The sequence below is a fragment of the Pseudomonas sp. Root569 genome (assembly GCF_001427465.1).
Lineage (GTDB): Bacteria > Pseudomonadota > Gammaproteobacteria > Pseudomonadales > Pseudomonadaceae > Aquipseudomonas > Aquipseudomonas synxantha.
The window spans coordinates 218,761-236,612 of sequence record NZ_LMGQ01000006.1 but is presented as its reverse complement, the minus strand read 5'-3'; the positions used below and the strand labels follow the sequence as shown (position 1 = coordinate 236,612).

General features: G+C 59.5%; 16 protein-coding genes and 2 pseudogenes. 10 read left to right on the top strand and 8 right to left on the bottom strand.

Features of this window, described 5'->3' with window-relative positions; genetic code table 11:
- Nucleotides 1–44: 44 nt before the first annotated feature.
- Entirely contained in the window at nucleotides 45–863 is an 819-nt protein-coding gene (locus tag ASD70_RS07770; protein ID WP_056846104.1) for a shikimate 5-dehydrogenase, read from the top strand.
- Nucleotides 864–1,239: 376 nt separating this feature from the next.
- On the opposite strand, the gene ASD70_RS07765 is transcribed toward ASD70_RS07770, so the two are convergent.
- On the bottom strand, nucleotides 1,240–1,893 hold the full coding sequence (locus ASD70_RS07765) for a YceH family protein (RefSeq protein ID WP_046071960.1): 654 nt from the start codon (nucleotides 1,891–1,893) through the stop codon (nucleotides 1,240–1,242).
- 116 nt (nucleotides 1,894–2,009) lie between these two features.
- On the opposite strand from ASD70_RS07765, the gene ASD70_RS07760 reads away from it, so the two are divergent.
- The gene (locus ASD70_RS07760; protein ID WP_046071961.1) at nucleotides 2,010–2,519 is read left to right on the top strand and encodes a DUF1993 domain-containing protein; all 510 of its coding nucleotides are present in this window, start codon (nucleotides 2,010–2,012) and stop codon (nucleotides 2,517–2,519) included.
- 65 nt (nucleotides 2,520–2,584) lie between these two features.
- Here ASD70_RS07760 and sstT read toward each other — a convergent pair whose 3' ends face one another.
- Nucleotides 2,585–3,805, bottom strand: a complete 1,221-nt coding sequence (gene sstT / locus ASD70_RS07755; RefSeq protein WP_056846103.1) for a serine/threonine transporter SstT — start codon at nucleotides 3,803–3,805, stop codon at nucleotides 2,585–2,587.
- A 241-nt stretch (nucleotides 3,806–4,046) separates the two neighbouring features.
- On the opposite strand from sstT, the gene ASD70_RS07750 reads away from it, so the two are divergent.
- Nucleotides 4,047–5,204: an MFS transporter gene (locus tag ASD70_RS07750; RefSeq protein WP_056846102.1), complete on the top strand. Its 1,158-nt coding sequence runs from the start codon at nucleotides 4,047–4,049 to the stop codon at nucleotides 5,202–5,204.
- A 4-nt stretch (nucleotides 5,205–5,208) separates the two neighbouring features.
- Here ASD70_RS07750 and nhaR read toward each other — a convergent pair whose 3' ends face one another.
- Nucleotides 5,209–6,111, bottom strand: a complete 903-nt coding sequence (nhaR, locus tag ASD70_RS07745; protein ID WP_046071964.1) for a transcriptional activator NhaR — start codon at nucleotides 6,109–6,111, stop codon at nucleotides 5,209–5,211.
- A 134-nt stretch (nucleotides 6,112–6,245) separates the two neighbouring features.
- On the opposite strand from nhaR, the gene ASD70_RS07740 reads away from it, so the two are divergent.
- The 4 genes from ASD70_RS07740 (at nucleotide 6,246) to mnmH (ending at nucleotide 9,509) form a co-directional block, all read left to right on the top strand.
- Entirely contained in the window at nucleotides 6,246–6,497 is a 252-nt protein-coding gene (locus tag ASD70_RS07740; RefSeq protein WP_046071965.1) for a hypothetical protein, read from the top strand.
- 31 nt (nucleotides 6,498–6,528) lie between these two features.
- Complete coding sequence (locus ASD70_RS07735) at nucleotides 6,529–7,278, top strand: TerC family protein (protein ID WP_034119028.1); 750 nt, start codon at nucleotides 6,529–6,531, stop codon at nucleotides 7,276–7,278.
- Between the two features lie 93 nt (nucleotides 7,279–7,371).
- The gene (gene selD, locus ASD70_RS07730; RefSeq protein WP_046071966.1) at nucleotides 7,372–8,406 is read left to right on the top strand and encodes a selenide, water dikinase SelD; all 1,035 of its coding nucleotides are present in this window, start codon (nucleotides 7,372–7,374) and stop codon (nucleotides 8,404–8,406) included.
- On the top strand, nucleotides 8,406–9,509 hold the full coding sequence (gene mnmH / locus ASD70_RS07725) for a tRNA 2-selenouridine(34) synthase MnmH (RefSeq protein WP_046071967.1): 1,104 nt from the start codon (nucleotides 8,406–8,408) through the stop codon (nucleotides 9,507–9,509). Before selD ends, mnmH begins: the two co-directional genes overlap by 1 nt.
- Nucleotides 9,510–9,952: 443 nt before the next feature.
- On the opposite strand, the gene ASD70_RS07720 is transcribed toward mnmH, so the two are convergent.
- Together ASD70_RS07720 and ASD70_RS07715 are read right to left on the bottom strand one after the other, a co-directional pair.
- The gene (locus tag ASD70_RS07720) at nucleotides 9,953–11,008 is read right to left on the bottom strand and encodes a permease (protein ID WP_056846101.1); all 1,056 of its coding nucleotides are present in this window, start codon (nucleotides 11,006–11,008) and stop codon (nucleotides 9,953–9,955) included.
- A 58-nt stretch (nucleotides 11,009–11,066) separates the two neighbouring features.
- On the bottom strand, nucleotides 11,067–11,768 hold the full coding sequence (locus ASD70_RS07715) for a hypothetical protein (RefSeq protein WP_046071969.1): 702 nt from the start codon (nucleotides 11,766–11,768) through the stop codon (nucleotides 11,067–11,069).
- Nucleotides 11,769–12,019: 251 nt separating this feature from the next.
- Here ASD70_RS07715 and ASD70_RS07710 point away from each other — a divergent pair, with 251 nt between their 5' ends.
- The 3 genes from ASD70_RS07710 to hemB all read left to right on the top strand — a co-directional run bounded on the left by ASD70_RS07710 (nucleotide 12,020) and on the right by hemB (nucleotide 14,656).
- On the top strand, nucleotides 12,020–12,718 hold the full coding sequence (locus tag ASD70_RS07710; protein ID WP_046071970.1) for a glutathione S-transferase N-terminal domain-containing protein: 699 nt from the start codon (nucleotides 12,020–12,022) through the stop codon (nucleotides 12,716–12,718).
- Nucleotides 12,719–12,721: 3 nt separating this feature from the next.
- On the top strand, nucleotides 12,722–13,564 hold the full coding sequence (locus tag ASD70_RS07705; RefSeq protein WP_046071971.1) for a PhzF family phenazine biosynthesis protein: 843 nt from the start codon (nucleotides 12,722–12,724) through the stop codon (nucleotides 13,562–13,564).
- Nucleotides 13,565–13,681: 117 nt separating this feature from the next.
- Entirely contained in the window at nucleotides 13,682–14,656 is a 975-nt protein-coding gene (hemB, locus tag ASD70_RS07700; protein WP_049709018.1) for a porphobilinogen synthase, read from the top strand.
- A 52-nt stretch (nucleotides 14,657–14,708) separates the two neighbouring features.
- On the opposite strand, the gene ASD70_RS07695 is transcribed toward hemB, so the two are convergent.
- The 3 genes and pseudogenes from ASD70_RS07695 to ASD70_RS29330 form a co-directional block, all read right to left on the bottom strand.
- Complete coding sequence (locus tag ASD70_RS07695) at nucleotides 14,709–15,095, bottom strand: hypothetical protein (protein ID WP_056846100.1); 387 nt, start codon at nucleotides 15,093–15,095, stop codon at nucleotides 14,709–14,711.
- A pseudogene (locus tag ASD70_RS07690) lies at nucleotides 15,092–16,640 on the bottom strand (RHS repeat-associated core domain-containing protein); the annotation flags it as partial. The gene ASD70_RS07695 and the pseudogene ASD70_RS07690, both read right to left, overlap by 4 nt.
- 1 nt (nucleotide 16,641) lies before the next feature.
- A pseudogene (locus ASD70_RS29330) lies at nucleotides 16,642–17,852 on the bottom strand (type IV secretion protein Rhs); the annotation flags it as partial.

The following is a 17,852-nucleotide window of genomic DNA, read 5'->3' as shown; positions in this document are numbered from 1 at the left end:
TTGTGTAAGGTCTGTACCGATTTGCTTACTTCAAGGAGTTACCCATGCAGATGCACCCCAACAAGGACACCCAGCTGTGCATGTCACTGTCGGCGCGACCCGGGAACTTTGGCCTGCGTTTTCATAACCACTTGTATGAACAACTGGGTTTGAATTTCTACTATAAGGCCTTCAGCAGCCAGGACCTGCCCGGCGCGATCGGTGGTATCCGCGCCTTGGGCGTGCGTGGTTGCGGAGTATCGATGCCGTTCAAGGAGGCCGCCATTGCCTTAGTGGACGAACTTGACGATTCAGTTCAAGCCATTGATTCGCTCAATACCATCGTCAACACCAATGGCCACCTCAAGGCCTATAACACGGACTACATTGCCATCGAGCAATTGCTGAAAAAGCACGCCGTGCCGACTGACTCCACGTTCGCCCTGCGCGGTAGTGGTGGCATGGCCAAGGCAGTTGCCAGTGCCTTGCGTGATGGCGGCTATGCCCGCGGCGTGATCGTGGCGCGCAATGAAGCGGCGGGCCAGGCATTGGCGCGCAACCTTGGGTATGAATGGCAGGCGGACCTGGGCGACTTGCGCCCGCAGATGCTGATCAATGTGACGCCCATCGGCATGACAGGTGGGGCCGAGGCGGATGCATTGGCGTTTGAGGCCGACGCGATTGATCAGGCGGAAACTGTCTTCGATGTAGTGGCGATTCCAGCTGAAACACCCCTAATCGAGCGTGGGCGCGCCAAGGGCAAGCGGGTGATTACCGGGCTCGAGGTGATTGCAATCCAGGCGCTGGAGCAGTTTGTGTTGTACACCGGTGTGCGCCCGACGCAGGAGCAATTTCAGGCGGCGGTAGCCTTCGCCCGCAATTGAAGGCCGCTGTAGCGCTGATGTGGGAGGGGCCCCCCGATGACGGTGTATCAGCCCCAGATGCACTTATTGAACGCCTTCATCGGGGCATAGTGATCTACACAACTTCTGGTGTGGCGCTGTACCTGTGGGAGGGGGCTTGCCCCCGATGGCGGCCTTAGGGTCGACCAGGATCTTGGATCAGACCGAGTACATATCCATTGCTGCGGTAACGGCTGCTATGGGTTCCGCCCTTACGGCGCCTAAGATCAACAGCAGATCAAGATCAAGAGCGACTCGCTGCGCATCGTGGTTACCGGCTACACAGTTGTGTAGACACCCATGCTCATCGGGGGGCAAGTCGAATCGTCGCACCACCCCTCCCACATTTTTTACTGTGTCAGGCCTGTTCCAGTTGTGCCAGGCGTTCTTCCAATGCTGCAATCCGGGCTTCCAGTTCTTCGATACGTTCCAATGGGACTGAACTGCCAGGCCCACGCTCCACCGGAGCTCCCCGCGCCGTGAGTATCGCCTCGATGTCCGCCGGGTCTCCCAACGCATGGGTATACCGGTCTTCCCGCTGTCCCGCCTGACGCGGCACCAGCAATGCCAACCCCCGCGCTATCAGACGTTCCAACTGATGCACGACCTGCTCGGCATCCTCGAAATCATGCATGCGCCCGCTGCGGGTCAGCAGCTCATTGACCGTCTGCGGCCCACGCAGGAACAACAGCCCGGTCAAGATCACCTGGGCCGGCACCAGTTCCAGGGCCTTGTCCACACGGTGTTCCCAGCGGTCGGCGCGGCTGCCCATCACCAGGCGGGTAAAGCCTTGGCCTTCCAGCGCACGCAGGCTCTGGCCGACCTGACCTTGGCTGAGGTTCATCACCGGTTCGCGGCTGGTCTTCTGGTTGCAGGCCAGCACCAGGGCGTTGAGGGTCAGTGGGTAGGTTTCCGGGTTGGTTGCCTGTTTCTCGATCAGGCAGCCCAGGACGCGGATTTCCGTGCTGTTCAGGCGCGGCTCAGGGGTGTCGGTGTCGTGCTCGGCGGTCATCGCGCTTTCCCTATGCAGTGAAGGTCACCAGCGTAATCCTCAAAAAATAAAAGACAAGCGCCGGGCATGGCTATAATCGCCGCTGGTTCCAACCCTGCCATTACCGTGAGACTGCCATGACTATTTCCCTGTACGCCGCTTCTATCCCGGTCTTCAAGCAAATGCTCACCGCCCTGAGCGGTGTGTTGACCAAGGCCGAAGCCCACGCCACCGCCAGGAACATCGAGCCGAACGCCTTGCTGCAAGCACGTCTGTTCCCTGACATGTTCCAACTGGTACGCCAGGTGCAAATCGCCGTCGACTTTGCCAAAGGCGTTTCCGCCCGCCTGGCCGAGATCGAAGTACCCAAATATGAAGACAGCGAAGTCACCTTCGCCGACCTGCAAGCGCTGATCGCCAAGGTCCTGGCGTTCGTCGACACCATCAAACCCGAGCAGATCGATGGCAAGGAAGGTATCGAGATCGTCACCCGCCCTGGTACTCCGAAGGAGAAGCGCTTCAGCGGCCAGTCCTATCTGTTGACCTACGGCCTGCCGCAGTTCTTCTTCCACGTCACCACTGCTTACGCCTTGCTGCGTCATAACGGTGTGGAAGTGGGCAAGCGCGATTACATGGGCGCGTTCTAAGCCGCCACAAAAAAGCCCGGGAGCGTTCTTCAACGAACCATCCCGGGCTTTTTCATTGCTGGCTTTTAAGCCGGCTGTTCTTCCTTGCCCAGACACGCCGCCGCAGTAAACAGCACATCGGTCGACGAGTTGAGTGCAGTTTCCGCCGAATCCTGCAGTACACCGATGATGAAACCGACGGCCACTACCTGCATGGCGATTTCACTTGGAATGCCGAACAGGCTGCACGCCAGTGGAATCAGCAGCAGCGAACCACCCGCCACCCCCGATGCACCGCAGGCACACACCGCGGCAACCACGCTGAGCAGCACGGCTGTAGGCAGGTCCACGGCGATCCCGAGGGTGTGCACGGCCGCCAGGGTCAGTACGGTGATGGTGATCGCGGCACCGGCCATATTGATGGTGGCGCCGAGTGGGATCGATACCGAGTAGGTGTCTTCATGCAGGCCCAGGCGTTTGCTCAGCGCCAGGTTGACCGGAATGTTCGCCGCCGAACTGCGGGTGAAAAATGCGGTGATGCCGCTTTCACGCAGGCACATCAGCACCAACGGGTAAGGGTTGCGGCGTAGCTTCCAGAACACGATGGCAGGGTTGATCACCAGCGCCACGAATAGCATGCAGCCGATCAGCACCACCAGCAGATGGGCATAGCCGAGCAGGGCGCCAAAGCCAGAGGTGGCCAGGGTCGAGGCCACCAGGCCAAAGATGCCCAGCGGGGCGAAGCGGATCACCACGCGCACGATCAGGGTCACGCCGTTGGACAGGTCGTCCAGTACCGTGCGGGTGGTTTCGCCGGCATGACGAATGGCGATGCCCATGCCGATGGCCCAGGCAAGGATGCCGATGAAGTTGGCGTTCATCAGCGCGCTGATCGGGTTATCCACCACGCTGAGCAGCAGGCTTTGCAACACTTCGCCAATACCGCCGGGAGCGCTCACGGTGGCGTCATGGGTGGCGAGGACCAGGGAAGAGGGGAACAAGGTGCTGGCCACCACTGCAACCACGGCAGCAGCAAAGGTGCCGAGCAAATACAGGAACAGGATCGGGCGGATATGGGTTTCCTGGCCGTGTTTATGGTTGGCGATCGAGGCCATTACCAGTACAAACACCAGGATCGGCGCGACCGCTTTCAGCGCTGTGACAAACACCTTGCCGATAAAACCGGTGGCGCGGGCAGCCTCGGGAAACAGCAAGGCCAGCACGATCCCGGCGATCAGGCCGATGACGATTTGGGTGACCAGGCTGACGCGCATTAGACGTTGCAACAGGGAAGGGGCAGCAGTCATAAAGAGTTGTCTCTAGTTTTTTTAGTTGGGTACAGCATTGCAGGCAGAAAGTACTGTAGGAAGTAGTCGCGAAGTCTAACATGCTGTACGAAGCGTCTTGTTCGCTGCGGCATTCAGTCACCCGCGTCCGTCGAACTTGTCCAAACCCGGACATATCCTGTTAATATTCACCCCTCTCATCTTTCCTCTCCGTCAGCGGGCCCTCAGGGCTGTCGTTGATGTCGTCGTTTCTGGAGTTTTCATGTTGTTCCCTATCCTGCTGCTGTCGGCTGCCGGTTTTACCGTGCTGACCACAGAATTCATCATCGTCGGCCTGTTGCCGTCGATTGCCCGGGACCTGAATGTCAGTGTGTCCCAGGCTGGGCTGCTGGTGACGCTGTTTGCATTTACCGTGGCGGCGTTCGGTCCCTTTCTGACCGCGTACTGCGCACGATTCCAGCGCAAGCGCCTGTTTATCAGCATCCTGATCATGTTCGCGGTGGCCAATACCGTGGCGGCATTGGCGCCCAATATCTGGATAATGTCCCTGGCCCGTTTGATTCCTGCCTTGGGGCTGCCGGTGTTCTGGGCCTTGGCTAGCGAAACGGCGGTAGATATCGTCGGCCCGGAGTTCGCCGGGCGTGCGATTGAAAAAATCGGCTTCGGCATCGTCTGCGCCACGGTGTTCGGCATTCCGGTGGGTACGCTGATTTCCGATATGTTCGGCTGGCGCAGTGCGTTCGCCGTGCTCGCGGTGATTGCCCTGGCCAAGGCGTTGCTGCTGTTTATCTACTTGCCGGTTACCCGGGCGAAGAACGAGCAGGTCACCTTGCGCTCACAATTCAAGATCCTGCGCAGCCCGGTGATGCAGGGGCATATCCTGTTGTCGATCCTGGTGTTCAGCGGCATGTTCACCGCTTATACCTACCTGGCGGATATCCTTGAGCGCCTGGCCGGGTTCGACGGTACGCTGGTGGGTTGGTGCCTGATGGGCTTTGGCGCAGTCGGGCTGATCGGCAACTCTCTGGGCGGGCGCGCCGTGGATCGTCACCCGTTGATCGCATCCATGGTGTTCTGCGGGTTCATGATCGCGGGCATGGTGGCAGTGGTGCCGGCGATTCATTCGACTATAGGCCTGGCGGCAGCGATGGCGGTGTGGGGCGTAACCCAGGCGGCGATGTTCCTGGTCAGCCATGTGCGGCTGATGAAGGCCGCGCCCCATGCGCCGGCGTTTGCCGCATCGCTGAATATCGCCGGCGCCAACCTCGGCATCGGTCTGGGCGCAATGGTCGGTGGGCATGTCATCGATACCTTGGGCCTGGGCAGCCTGGGGTTTGCCGCTTCGGGCTTCATCCTGGTGTCGATCCTGCTGGCACTGTGGCTGATGATGGCCAAGCAATCGGTCGCCCCCAGCACCTGATAGATCAGGGCAGGGCGGTAAACAACTCCCGTCGGGCACCTTCGGTAATCGCCACGATGCCAGGGTGCTTGACCTTGCGCTCCACCGAAATCGCATAGAACGACTCGGTCACCGCATCGGTCTGGCCGATCAGGGCCACGCCGTATTGGCGTACCACCTCGTCGGCGATCACGCTGGGGGCAATAAAGATCCCACTGCCGGATTGCCCGAACGCTTGCATCAGCGCACTGTCATCGAACTCGCCGATGATCCGGGGCTGAACCTGCTGCTCGGCAAACCAGCGCTGCAAACGGCTGCGCACCACCGTCTCCGCTCCCGGGATCAATAGCGGCGCGCCCTGCAAACACTGTGGGAAATCACCGCCATATTGGTCAGCCAACGCCTGGGTGGCGAAAAAACTGATACCGCATTCCCCCAGCTTCTGGCTGTAGCCCTTGATGTCCAGATGCGTGGGCATGGGACTGTCGGAAATCACCAGGTCCAGGCGCTGGATCGCCAGGTCGGCCAATAAACGTTCCAGTTTATCTTCACGGCAGGTGATGCGGATCGGTTCGCTCAGCTCCATGGTTGGTGCGATCAACCGGTAGACAATGGACTTGGGTACCACATCCGCCACCCCGACCCGGAACGGAATCTGTTGTTCATCGGGCTGGGCTCGCAGCATCGCCTCCAGTTCATTGCCGGTCTGGAACATCTGCTCGGCGTAGGGCAGGGCCTGGCGCCCGGCTTCGGTCAGCTCAAGCTGGCGCCCTACACGCTGGAACAGCGCAATGCCGAAGGTGTGTTCCAGCAGGCTGATCTGCCCGCTGATGGTCTGGGGCGTAAGGTTCAACTGCTCGCAGGCGCGCACGATGCTGCCGGTCTTGGCTACCACCCAGAAGTAATGCAGCTGTCGATAATTGAGCATGACGGTCTACACTTCGTAAAAACCGAAGTATGCGCGAGAAAAATACGAATTTTCCTGAACTGTTTGCCTGCATAGAATGCCTCGCTATCGCGGGGCCACTATTTGGACCCAATGGTTCTAACGAGGAATACACCATGAAACTCAATTCCCTGGGCGCGGCGTCGTTGCTTGCGCTTTCATTGGTAATGATCAGTGGTTGTGATCAGGTCGAGAAAAGCGCGCAACAGGTGTTGGGCAAGGCCACCGAATCGGCCAAGCAGGCCATCGACGACACCCACAAGGCCGCCGAACAGGCATTGAGCGAAGCGACCCAGGGCTTGATCAGTCCTGAGAAGCAGGAAAAAGACGCTGAAAACGACGCTGAATCCGACACCCAAGAAACCTAATTTCCCAGCACCACCACGTCAGGACTGACCTATGGATTACCTTTTACAACTGGCCGCCAGCCCCACCGCCTGGGTGGCCCTGGCCACCTTGATCGTCATGGAAATCGTGCTGGGCATCGATAACCTGATCTTCATCTCGATCCTCACCAACAAATTGCCCGAGAAGCATCGGGCCAAAGCGCGACGCATCGGTATCAGCATGGCGTTGATCCTGCGCCTGGGCCTGTTGAGCACCATCGCCTTCATCGTGCAGCTGACGGCGCCGGTATTCGAAGTGTTCGGCCAGGCGTTTTCGTGGAAAGACATGATCCTGATCGCCGGTGGCCTGTTCCTGGTCTGGAAGGCAACCACCGAGATCCATCACAGCATGGACCCGGAACCCGAAGAGAAGGCCACCGTCAGCAACGGTGTGACCATCGGCTTTGCCGCGGCCATCGGCCAGATCCTGATGCTCGACCTGGTGTTCTCCATCGACAGCATCATCACCGCCGTGGGCATGACCGAGCACTTGCCGATCATGATCATCGCCGTGGTGGTCTCGGTGATTGTGATGCTGGTGGCGGCCGAACCTTTGGCCAAGTTCATCAATAACAACCCGACGGTGGTGATGCTCGCCCTGGGCTTCCTGATCATGATCGGCATGACGCTGATCGCTGAAGGCTTCGGCGCCCATGTACCTAAAGGCTACGTGTATGCGGCCATGGCGTTCTCGGCGGCGATCGAATGTCTGAACATCGCCCGGCGTAACCGGCACGCACGATTGCTTGCTGCCCGGCAGTAACGCTTGACCTCAAAAGCCAGCCGCGTTCATTAGAGCGCGGTTGGCTTTTGGCTATCTGGTAGAATTCTCCTACACGATAGTCAGAGGTTTTCCATGAGCGATCAGATTCGACTTACGCAGTACAGCCATGGTGCGGGTTGCGGTTGCAAGATCTCGCCCCAGGTGTTGGAAGTGATTCTGGCCGGTAGCGGCGCACAAAACCTCGATCCCAACCTCTGGGTGGGCAACGCCTCACGCGATGATGCGGCGGTATACGCCATCGACGACGAGCGCGGCGTGGTATCCACCACCGATTTTTTCATGCCGATCGTCGACGACCCCTTCGACTTCGGTCGCATCGCCGCCACCAATGCCATCAGCGACATCTACGCCATGGGCGGCGACCCCTTGATGGCCATCGCCATTCTCGGCTGGCCGGTCAATGTGCTGGCGCCCGAGATTGCCCGCGAAGTAATCCGTGGTGGTCGCGCTGTATGCGACGCTGCGGGCATTCCATTGGCGGGTGGGCATTCGATCGATGCGCCGGAACCGATCTTCGGCCTGGCCGTGACCGGCATCGTGCAAAAACGCCATATGAAGCGTAACGACACCGCCACTGCCGGCTGCCGCCTGTACCTGACCAAACCCTTGGGCATCGGCATCCTCACCACCGCCGAAAAGAAGGGCAAGTTGCGCGAGGCCGATATCGGCCTGGCCCGTGACTGGATGTGCACCCTCAACAAACCCGGCAGCCGCTTTGGCAAGTTGGCGGGTGTGATGGCCATGACCGACGTCACCGGTTTCGGCCTGCTTGGCCACTTGGTGGAAATGGCCGACGGTAGCGGCCTGACGGCCCGCATTGAATATGCAAAAGTCCCACGCTTGCCTGGGGTTGAGTACTACCTGGACCAAGGCTGCGTACCCGGTGGTACCTTGCGCAACTTCGACAGCTACGCCAGCAAGCTCGGCCGTGTGCAGGAGTTGCACAAGCGCGTGCTGTGCGACCCGCAGACCAGCGGTGGCCTGCTGATCGCTGTCACTCCAGAAGGCGACGCCGAGTTCCACGCGGTAGCCGCCGAGCTCGGCCTGGCCCTTGAGCCTATCGGCGAGTTGTTTGAGCGACAGAGCAACGCGGTAGAGGTGGTTTGATGGCGGCTGACATCACCGATTACCGCGACATCTTCCTCAACGACCGGCCGATGATGGATACCCGCGCACCGGTCGAGTTCAACAAGGGTGCCTTCCCAGGGGTGCTTAACCTGCCGCTGATGACCGATGATGAGCGTCAGCGGGTCGGTACCTGTTACAAGCAGCAGGGCCAGCAAGCGGCCATTGTACTGGGGCATGAGCTGGTGTCCGGGGCGACGAAGGCCAAGCGCATCGAGCAGTGGGCGCACTTTGCCCAGGCCAATCCCGACGGCTACCTGTACTGCTTCCGTGGCGGGCTGCGTTCGCAGATCGTGCAGCAATGGTTGAAAACCGAAGCAGGCATTGACTATCCCCGCGTGGGTGGTGGCTACAAGGCCATGCGTGCTTTTCTGCTGGAGACCCTGGAGCAGGCGACCAGCCAGTGTGATTTCGTGCTGCTTGGCGGCATGACCGGCACTGGCAAAACCGAAGTGCTTGGCCAACTGCGCAACGCCCTGGACCTGGAAGGCCATGCCAATCATCGTGGTTCCAGCTTCGGCAAGCGCGCCACGTCGCAACCGTCGAATATCGACTTTGAGAACCGCCTGGCGGTGGACTTGTTGAAGAAACGTGCACGCGGCATCGAGCAGTTTGTGGTCGAGGATGAGAGCCGCATGATCGGCAGTTGCGCCTTGCCCTTGCCGTTGCACAAGAGCATGCAGACATTTTCGATGGTGTGGCTGGAAGACAGCGTCGAGGGCCGCGTCGAGCGCATCCTGGGTGATTACGTGGTGAACCTTTGCGCCGAGTTCATCGAGATGTTTGGTGAAACCGGCCAGGCGTTATTCGCCGAGCGCCTGACCCAGAGCCTGGCCAATATCCACAAGCGTCTGGGCGGTGAGCGTTTCCAACGGTTGCAGGCCGTCTTGCAGGACGCTCTGGCGGAGCAGGCGCGAACTGGCGCCGTGGATCTGCACCGGGTGTGGATTGAAGGATTGCTGCGCGAATACTACGACCCGATGTACGCGTTCCAGCGTGAAAAGAAAGGCGCACGGATCGAGTTCGTCGGCGAGCAGGCAGCAGTGGTGGAGTATTTGCGTGAGCGCAGCGGACGACGAGGTTGATAAGTGAATTTCAAGGGCCTCTTCGCGAGCAAGCCCGCTCCCACATGTTGATTGGTGAACACGGTCAAAATGTGGGAGGGGGCTTGCCCCCGATGGCGGCCTGACGGCCGACCAGAATGTTGAATCAGACCGAGTACATATCCGTTATTTGGGCAACGGCCACTTATGGTTCCGCTTTTACAGCGGGTCACTTTGAAAAGCGCAAAGTAACCAAACGCTCTTGCCCCACCACTCGGCACCTCGCCCAGGCTCGGTGTGCCCGTATCCCTGTCGAATTCCGGCCAGCGTGGTTTAACGGGGCGCCTAAGATCAAGATCAGAAGCAGATCAAGATCAAGATCAAGATCAAGAGCGGCTCGCTTCGCATCGTGGTTACTGACGGTCGCTACGTCAGAGTTGTGTGGATACCCATGCCCCAACAGGGCCCTCAGCCTTAGCGCATCCCTAAAGAATCACCGCCCCAATCAACCCACACACCACCCCCACCAGCATGGTCAACCCGGCCACCGTCACCAGCACCCTCGCATCGAAATCCTTGCGCAGCATCAACAGCGACGGCAGGCTCACGCTTGGCAGGGTCATCAGCAACGCCACGGCCGGGCCGGTGCCCATGCCCAGGGTCATCATGGTTTGTACGATGGGAATCTCTGCCGCCGTAGGAATCACGAACAGTGTGCCGACAATCGCCAGCGGCACCAGCCATACCAGGCTGTCGGTCATCGCCCCGTCTACATGGGGGAACAGCCACACCCGTGCCGCGCCGAGGATCAGTACCGCCAGGATGTACACCGGGATGGTGCTCCAGAACAACTGCCATAGGGTGCGCAGCCAGCGCACCAGGAACGGTTGCGATTCCACGGTACTGACTTCGGCGACGGCTTCCAGCGCCGCCTCCGGTACCTGCTCCGGGCGCGCAATACGCTGCGCCACCAGGGATACCCCGACCACCAGCACAATCCCCGCCACCAGCCGCAGCGCGGTGAAGTCCCAGCCCAATACAAAGCCCATGAACACCAGGGTGGCCGGGTTCAACACCGGGTTGGCAATCCAGAACGCCAGCGCCGCGCCGACCGACACTTGCTGGCGCCGCATGCCTGCCGCCACCGGGGCTGCACAGCAACTGCACATCATCCCCGGCAGGGCAAACAACCCGCCGCGCAGGGTCGAGCCCAGGCCGGCACGGCCGAACAGGCGCAGCAGCCAGTCTCGGGGGATCAGCACCTGCAGCAACGAACCGAGGATCACCGCCAGTACGGCGGCTTTCCAGATCGCCAGGAAATACACCTGGGCATAGGCCAGCGCCGCCGCCAGGGGCGAGCTTTGCTGGTCATTGAGGATCGAGGCGCCGATGCTGTGGTTGTCGGCTGCTACAAACGCCTTGAGGTAGTAGGGCGACCATTTCACGTAGTAGAGGCCGATGCAGGCCACCAGGAGAAACAGCGCTGGTTTCCACCAGAACGACCAGCCCCGGCGGGGCTGGGTGGAAGCGAGGTTGGACATGGAGAGAATCCGCAGGTGAGTCAATAGCCGGGCATCATACGCCCCTGCGGCCCAAGCTTCAGATATCTGCACTGACCTGGGTCGGATCCGGACAGCTTTCCTCGCCGTTGTTCAGCCCCTGCTTATAGTTGCGGCTGAGCAGCGAGGCCTTGCCGTTGTGCCAGGTCAGTGTCAGCACGTACAGCGAGTCGTAGTCATTGCCGGACCAGTCTTCGGTGATGGTGTGCTTTTCGCCGACGGCTTCGCTGGCGACCTTGTTGATCAGTTCCGGCAGGTAACCGTGGGACCAGGCGGTATAGATCGTCGCGTTGTGATACTTGTCTTCGACCAGTTCGTCGGCGAGGGCGCTGGTGTCATTTGCCGAAAACTTGATATTCACCGGCAGGCCGAGCTTGATGGCGCTGGGGCTGATGGTCATCAGCGGGCGAATGTAGCTATAGGAATTATCCAGCTCGCCTTCCTCGACATTGCGCGTCGGGTTGGCCGCAAACACGTAGTTGGCCTTGCCGAATTTTTCCGGCAGCACCGTGGCCAGGTTCATGGCGCGGTTCAGGCCCTGGCAATTGAGCTGGCCCAGACCGCCGGCCGGTTTTTCGCCGTGGCGCAGGAATACCAGGGTTTGCACGCCGTCCACGGGTTGCGCACGGCTTTCACGGGCATCGAGGACGGTGACGATGGCCGCGCTGACCAGCAGCAGCGGTAACATCATGTATGAATAACGTTTGAGTCGTTGCACGAGGCGCAGAGGCTTGATCTTCATTATAGGTTCGAGTCTTCATGCGTCGGATTAAGGCGGACAAGCCCGGCCCCAGCGACGCTTCAAGCGTCCTGCGGTGTTCCCTGTCGATATAGCAAGGTGCCTCCTTTCACCCTTCGGGCGCACTTAAGAGTGCATTCAGGCGCTTTGGTTCGCCACTCGGGATGCTAACCGGGGAATGTTGCGCAACGATGACCCATGCACGACAACGGGTGGATGACTATCATGAGGCTTTTCCGTCCAGGGGTTCTTCAATGAATGCACTTGCCGCTTTCCCGATCAACAGTAAATGGCCCGCCCAGCATCCGGAACGTTTGCAGCTGTATTCGTTACCCACGCCCAACGGCGTCAAGGTGTCGATCATGCTCGAAGAACTGGGCCTGCCCTATGAGGCGCACAAGGTCAGTTTCGACACCCACGACCAGCTGTCCCCCGAGTTCCTGTCCCTGAACCCCAACAACAAGATCCCCGCGATCATCGACCCCAATGGCCCGGGTGGGCAGCCGCTGGCGTTGTTCGAGTCTGGTGCGATCCTGATCTACCTGGCGGAAAAAACCAGCCAGTTGCTCTCCGAAGACCCGGCCACCCGCTATGAAACCCTGCAATGGTTGATGTTCCAGATGGGCGGGATCGGCCCGATGTTTGGCCAGCTAGGCTTCTTCAACAAGTTCGCCGGCAAGGCTTATGAAGACAAGCGCCCGCGGGACCGCTACGCCGCCGAATCCCGGCGCTTGCTGCAAGTATTGGAAAAACGCCTGTTGGGCCGCACCTGGATCATGGGTGACGACTACAGCATCGCCGACATCGCCACCTTCCCCTGGATCCGCAACCTGATCGGCTTTTATGAGTCCGGCGACCTGGTGGGCATTGCCGATTTCCCTAACGTACTGCGCGCGCTGGACGGCTTTGTTGCACGTCCGGCGGTGATCCGTGGCCTGAACATTCCGAGCTGACGCATGCAGACTTTCGATTTCAAACAACTGGACGTCTTCAGCGAAGTGCCTCTCAAGGGCAACCCGCTTGCCGTGGTGCTCGGCGCCGACAGCCTTACCGACCAGCAAATGGCCGACTTCGCCAATTGGACCAACCTCAGCGAAACCACGTTTTTACTGACGCCTCGCGATCCGCGGGCCGATTACCGGGTAAGAATCTTCACCACCCTCAAGGAGCTGCCATTCGCCGGGCATCCCACGTTGGGCAGTTGTTACGCGTGGCTGCAGGCCGGTGGCGTGCCGCGTGGGGAAGAGATTATCCAAGAGTGCGAAATCGGCTTGGTGCGTATCCGCCGCCAAGGTAACGAGTTGGCATTTATCGCACCGCCGTTGTTGCGTGCCGGGCCATTGGAGGCGCCGTTGCTGGAGCGCGTGCGGCTGGCCTTGGGCCTGGCGCCCGAGGCCATTGTGCGCAGCCAGTGGGTCGACAATGGGGCGGGTTGGCTGGCGGTGATGCTGGCTGATCGTGAGGCGGTGCTGGGCCTGCGACCTGACTATTCGCAACTGCAAGATCTCGCCGTGGGAGTGATCGCCCCCTGTGACCCGGCACGTGACGCAATAGACGCACACTTTGAAGTGCGTGCCTTTGTCGCCGGCGACGGCGCCCCTGAAGACCCGGCCACCGGCAGCCTGAATGCCGGTGTGGCGCAATGGCTGTTGGCCGAGGGCCTGGCGCCCAACCGCTACGTGGTCAGCCAAGGCACGGCCATGGGGCGGGCGGGGCGTATTCACATCGAGCGCCAGGGGGATGAAGTTTGGGTAGGTGGCGCCGTGGCAGTGTGCATCGCAGGGCGACTACAGCTCTAGATCAATGAATTGTTACGTGCCTGGCAATACACTATTGGTCCCTTGGCATTTGTGTTGCCGGGACTTGGGGGCATAAGCTTTGGCCCCAAAGATTTCAGCCATTTTTTCAGGAAAGCCATGACCAGTCAGTTCCCCCAAGCCCGCCCACGCCGCCTGCGCCGTTCCCCGGAGCTGCGTGGCTTGTTCCAGGAAAGCGAATTCACCCTTAACGATTTGGTGTTGCCGATTTTCGTCGAAGAAGAAATCGACGACTTCGTGCCGATCACCAGCATGCCGGGCGTGCTGCGTATCCCGGAGAAGAAACTGGCCGGCGAGATCGAGCGTTACGCCCGTGCCGGCATCAAGTCGGTGATGACCTTCGGCGTATCCCACCACCTCGACGCCAACGGCAGCGATACCTGGAAAGAGCGCGGCCTGGTTTCGCGCATGTCCTCGATCATCAAGGACGCAGTGCCGGAAATGATTGTGATGTCCGACACCTGCTTCTGCGAATACACCGACCATGGCCATTGCGGCGTGATGCACGGTGCCCATGTCGACAACGACGCAACCCTGGTCAACCTCGGCAAACAAGCCGTGGCCGCTGCCCGCGCCGGCGCCGACGTGATCGCTCCGTCCGCCGCCATGGACGGCCAGGTCCAGGCCATCCGCCGCGCCCTCGATGACGCCGGTTTCACCCACATCCCGATCATGGCCTACTCGACCAAATTCGCCTCGGCTCTTTACGGCCCATTCCGCGAAGCGGGCGGCAGCGCCCTCAAGGGTGACCGCAAAAGCTACCAGATGAACCCGATGAACCGCCGCGAAGCCGTGCGCGAATCGCTGCTCGACGAACAGGAAGGTGCCGACGCACTGATGGTCAAGCCAGCCGGTGCCTACCTCGACATCATCCGCGACATCCGCGAGGCTTCACGCCTGCCAGTGGCGGCGTATCAGGTGAGCGGTGAGTACGCGATGATCAAATTTGGCGCACAGGCCGGGGCGATTGATGAGGACCGGGTGGTGCGCGAGACCTTGGGGTCGATCAAGCGGGCGGGGGCGGATTTGATCTTTACGTATTTTGCGATGGATTTGGCGTTGGCGGGGATTTAAGGGCGGCGTTTTACCCTGTGGCAAAGGAGTTTATTTGTCGCAGGGGAATTCGTTAAGTCTGCACCGATTCAGCCCAGCGCTGGCAGAAATCATGCTGCTCTTGTATATCGTTGGTGAGGTCGTTTTCCTCGTGAGCGAATATATGCACAACTTCCCCGTCTGGTTGCCCCATTGCCAGCTCGTAAGCAATAAGTCCATTCGACATATGTGAAGACATACCTGACGTGTGGACGTTGATTTTTGCGCCTTTGCACAGAAAGACTGTATCTTTCATATCCGCTCTCAATACACCGAAGCAATCGTACAGATCCATTGCTGTATAGGTTTTTTTTGTCCCATTACGTAGCAAAAGATAAAGGGTGGGCTTGCCTCCTTCGTATTCGATCACAGCACTGTCACGTATACCATTTTTGATGATAGTGATTTCACGTGATTTCATGGGTATTTCCTATTAGGGTTCAATATCGTGTATCCCTTGAAGGTGCCGTCTTCATTGACTGGGGATGCACCTAAAATATCCTTCGTATCTATTCGTCCTGGAATTGCTATTTCTAATTCATTCTTATGTTTGGAACGCATGCCCAACTCCTTGTTTACGTCTATTCCAGGGATTTTTCTCAATGTGTAAAGAAAGCCTTCTTCGAAGCCAAAATTTGAAGCGAACTCCAACGCTTGTCTCCTTGAGATCGAAGTGGGGACGAAATTGCTAGGAGGGCTGGCATTATTCAACGTGTGTAGGAAAATGTCTGTGCTTGCTCCTCTACTTTCAAATCCATTTTCAAAGATTTCATCGGGTTCTCTTAAATCTCCGCGATATAGATATTCTCTTTTTTTATCTGCGCCAGGCAGCGAAGGAGCCCCCTCATTCACCTTTGCCTGTTCTTGAGAGGTTTCCGTATTTTGATGCGGCTTACATTCCTCCGCGCCTGGACACCTACTTAAGCCTAGCGGATCCACCCACCCTGTTGGATTGGGCACGTATCGGTAGGCATTGACCCCACCCGCCAACTTCACCGGATCCGGCGTCAGGTAGCGACCAATATCCGGATTGTAGTAGCGATGGCGGTTGTAGTGCAGCCCGCTTTCCTGATCGAAATACTGCCCTTGGAAACGCAGTGGATTGTCGATCTTGCCTACGTCGAGTCGGGCGATCTGGCCGTAGGCGCGGTAGTGGGCGGACCAGACGATTTCGCCTTCGTGCGTGGTGAGTTCCTGCGGTGTGCCGAGGTGGTCGAGTTGGTAGTGGTAGGGCGTTGTGGCTTGTGGCCCGAAGCCTTCCAGTAGCGCCAGTGGACGAAAGCTGTTCGGTTCGTAGATGTAGCTGCGATGACAATCCGCATGGTGCTCGGCAATCAGCTTGTCGCCTTGCCAGAAAAACTCGGTGGTCTTGCCATCTACGGTCTTGCTGATACGCCGCCCAAACGGGTCATAGCGATAACTGGCGGTTTCGCCATTGGGCTTCGTCACGCTGATCAGCCGGTGCTGGCAGTCGTAGCGGTATTCAGTGACGAGCTGATGGCCCTTGCCGCGTCGTTCGCGGATGAGGTTGCCGAAGGCGTCGTAGTCGTAGTGACGGTCGCCCTGGATCACCAGGCGGTTCGCCGCGACGATGTCCGGGCCGGGGCGGTCTTGCATGAGCAGGTTGCCCGCCGGGTTGTGGGCGAAGCGCTCCTGCACGTCTTGGGAGTGGTCGGCGCGGGTCAGGCGGGCGAGGGGGTCGTAGTGGTAGCGGTGTTCGCCTTTGCGCGTGTCGAGCAGGCGGGTGAGGTTGCCGGATTTGTCGTAGTCGTACTGGCGCTGGTAGCGGTGGTTTTGTTGTTGGGTGATGGCGTGGGCGTGCAGACGATTCTGGTCGTCGTAGTGGTAGTGGCTGAGCAGCTGGCCTTGTTGGCGTTGGTGTTCACGACCGGCACGGAACAGGTGCGAGGTGAGCACTTCGCCATTGAGCTCGACGGTGGCGAGGTGGCCGCCTTTGTCGTGGTTGNTTTTTCAGCTGGCCGCAGGCGTCGTAGCCGTAGCGCAAGGTGCCCCAGCCTTGGTGTTCGGCGGTGAGGCGGTTTTGCCGGTCGTATTCGTAGGCCAGGGCCCAATGGCCGTCTTCGACGCTGAGGAGGTTGCCTTGGCGGTCGTAGGCATAATCAACCAGGCTGTCATCGGGCAGGGTTTTTCGGACGAGGCGTCCGGCGTGGTCGCGCTCGTAGCGGGTAATGAGCTGACTGCCGTCGTCGCCGTATTCGGTCTTTTCCTGCAGGTTGCCGTTGAGGTCGTAGACGTAGGCGGTGCGCTGGCCGTCGAAGCCGGTTTCCTGTTGGAGCAGGCCGTTGGGGTGGTAGGCGAGCTGGTAGGTTTCGCCGACTTCGTTTTCGATCTCGGTGAGCAGTAAGCGAACGTTGTCGTAGCGATATTTGACCTGGGTGCCGTCGGCATTGATGCGGCGGCTGATCAGGTGCAGGCCGCCTTCGTATTCGTAGCGGGTGACGTGGCCGAGTTCATCGCGCTCGGCGATGATTTTTCCGTAGGGGTTGTAGCCCGTAGGGGTTGTAGCTCAATTCCCGGCAAGCGCCGCCGGGCTGGGACAGTTTCAGTAGACGTCCTACGGCGTCCCATTGATACTGGGTCAGCGCCCCGTGTTCATCCTCACGGGCAACCTGCCGCCCTAGATCGTCATAGCGATAGCGCTTGATCCCGCCAGTGGGCAATTGCTCCTCAAGCAACTGCCCACGCTCATTCCACACCAGCCGATGACAGCTGTGATTGGGATACCAAACCCCGGTTAGTTGCCCACGTTTGTTGTAGCTGTAGTCCGTGACCTGCCCGTCAGGATCGGTCCTGCGCGTAACATCGCCCTGGCTATTACGCTCATATTTCCAGACCGCCTCGCCACGCCTGACTACGCGTACGAAACCATTGTCATGCTCGTAGGACGTCGGCTCGTCATCCCCCGGAAACAGCGCCACCAAGCGTCCGGCTTCGTCGTACTGATAGGCCGTCACCGCACCCAGCGGATCCTGCTCGACGGTCAGTCGACCCTTGTCATCGTAGGATTTGAAATGCTGGGCGCCGTCCGGATCGATGCGCTGCACCAGGCGTGCACGCTGATCGTGGACATACACTTCCTGGCTACCATCAGCGTTATGCACGGTGACACGGCCGTCATCCGCCCAGGCATACCGCGTGTCCATCTGCGAAAAACTCG